This window comes from Pseudonocardia pini (assembly GCF_013870575.1).
Classification (GTDB): Bacteria; Actinomycetota; Actinomycetes; order Mycobacteriales; family Pseudonocardiaceae; genus Pseudonocardia; species Pseudonocardia pini.
This window is the reverse complement of the sequence record NZ_JACBXB010000939.1, coordinates 1-1,885: the sequence shown is the minus strand read 5'-3', so window position 1 is coordinate 1,885 and position 1,885 is coordinate 1. Positions and strand designations below refer to the sequence as shown.

Below are 1,885 nucleotides of genomic sequence, written 5' to 3'. Positions count from 1 at the left end.
GCAGCGCCGGGATGCCCGCGGTGGCGAACGGGACGGAGGTCTCCCGGACGGCGAAGAGCATCGCGATCGCGTCCGCGTGGAAGCGGCGCGCCGCGAACAGCAGGGCCTCCGACGAGCCCTGGTCCAGCCACTGGGCGTCGTCCACCAGGCACAGCACGGGCTGTCGTTCGGCCAGCGCCGCGAGCAGCGACAGGGTTCCGGCACCGATGAGGAAGCGGTTCTCGACCGGGGTGCCGGTGAGACCGAAGGCGCCGCGCAGCGCCGCGGCCTGCGGTTCCGGGATCGCCTCGAGCAGGTCGAGGTGCGGGTAGAGCATCGAGTGCAGGGCCCCGAAGGGCAGCTCGGCCTCCGACTCGAGGCCGATCCCGCGCAGCACGAGCAGGTCCGGTGCGCGGTCCACGGCGTGGTCCAGCAGCGCGGACTTGCCCGCGCCCGCCTCCCCGCGCAGCACGAGCGCCGCGCTGGTGCCCTCCCGGGCCGCGTCGAGCAGGGCGTCCAGCCGGACGCACTCGCTCTCCCGGCCCGTCAGGCTGATCGACACGTGACCGATCGTAGGGCGCCGTGTCCGGTTCACCCCGATCGGCGGACGGCGGAGCACCCCGGGGCTGTGGTGGACTGCTCGCTCCTCGACGAAGGGGGGCGTGCCATGACGCTCTGGCGGGTGCTCAGCGCGCTGGCGCTGCTGGCGATGGGCGGGATCCACCTCTACCTGGTGTTCAACGGCACCGGCGGCATCCTCGGCGTGCTCTTCGTGCTCAACGCCGTCGGTGGCCTGGTGCTGGCGCTGGCGATGCTCCTGTTCCGCGGCACGCTCCTGGTGCTGGCCTCGGTGCTCAGCCTGCTGTTCCTGGGCGGCACGCTGTTGGCACTGGTCCTCGCGCTGACCGTGGGGCTCTTCGGGATCCGGTCCAGCCTGGACTACGACCTGGCCACCACGACACTGGTCGTCGAGTCGATCGGCGTGGTCGTCCTGCTCGTCACGACGGTGCTGCTGGCCCGCAGCCGCCCCGTCCGGGTCTAGTGTCTCGGCGCGGGACACCAGCGGGACACTAGAACCGGATCGCGAAGGCCACGACGTCGTCCTGCGCCTCGGGGGCCAGCGTCGTGACCGCGGTGTCCACGATGTCCTGCGGGTCGTGGTCGCGGAGCCGGTCGAGCAGATCCAGGAGCGCCGCCGTGCCCGCGTCGAGGTCGCTGTCACGGCGCTCGACGAGCCCGTCGGTGTAGAGGAACACGGTGCTCCCCGGGAGGAGCCTGCGGACGTGGTCGTGGCGAGCGGACTCCGAGGTGAGCGCGAACCCGAACAGGGCGTCGTGGTCGGTGAGCAGCTCGGTGGTCCCGTCGGGCCCCAGCAGGACCGGCGGCGGGTGGCCCGCGTTGGTCCAGATCATCGTCCAGTCGCCCGCTCCGTCCCGGCGCAGGTGCGCGACGACCGCGGTGCCCGCCGCGGTGAGGTCGAGTCCGAGGTTGGCGGTCTCGAAGGCGCGCAGGATGATCGAGGGCGGCCCGCCGGGATGGTCCCAGGCGGCCTGGCGCAGCATCGAGCGGACCTGCCCCATGATCGTGGCGGCATGGAGCGTGTGGCCGATGATGTCGCCCACGGACAGCGCGAGCACGTCGTCGTCGGGGCGGGCCGGGTCCTGGATCGGCGCGGCGTCGAACCAGTCCCCGCCGACGTTCTCCCGGGTGTCCGCGGGCTCGTAGCGGGCGGCCATCGCCAGACCGTCCACCTTGGGCAGTCGGGTCAGCATCGCGTTCTGCAGCTCGTGGGCGACCGAGGTGCGGTGGTGCAGGACCCTGGCCCGGCCCAGGGCCTGGCCCGCGTAGCTCGCGATCGTGGCGATGGTGAGCAGGTCGGCGGGCGCGACGGCCTGCGGCGCGGGCC

Annotated in this window: 3 protein-coding genes; 1 reads left to right on the top strand and 2 read right to left on the bottom strand. The window is 73.1% G+C overall.

Features of this window, described 5'->3' with window-relative positions; translation table 11 throughout:
- On the bottom strand, window positions 1-541 hold a 541-nt coding region (locus tag H5J29_RS31065), incomplete at its 3' end, for an AAA family ATPase (protein WP_312858495.1).
- 105 nt (window positions 542-646) lie between these two features.
- Here H5J29_RS31065 and H5J29_RS31060 point away from each other — a divergent pair.
- Window positions 647-1,021, top strand: coding sequence for a hypothetical protein (locus H5J29_RS31060; protein WP_181784502.1), 375 nt, complete (start codon window positions 647-649; stop codon window positions 1,019-1,021).
- A gap of 28 nt (window positions 1,022-1,049) precedes the next feature.
- Here the strand turns inward: H5J29_RS31060 and H5J29_RS31055 are convergent.
- A partial coding sequence (locus H5J29_RS31055) for a PP2C family protein-serine/threonine phosphatase (protein WP_181784501.1) occupies window positions 1,050-1,885 on the bottom strand: 836 nt, incomplete at its 5' end.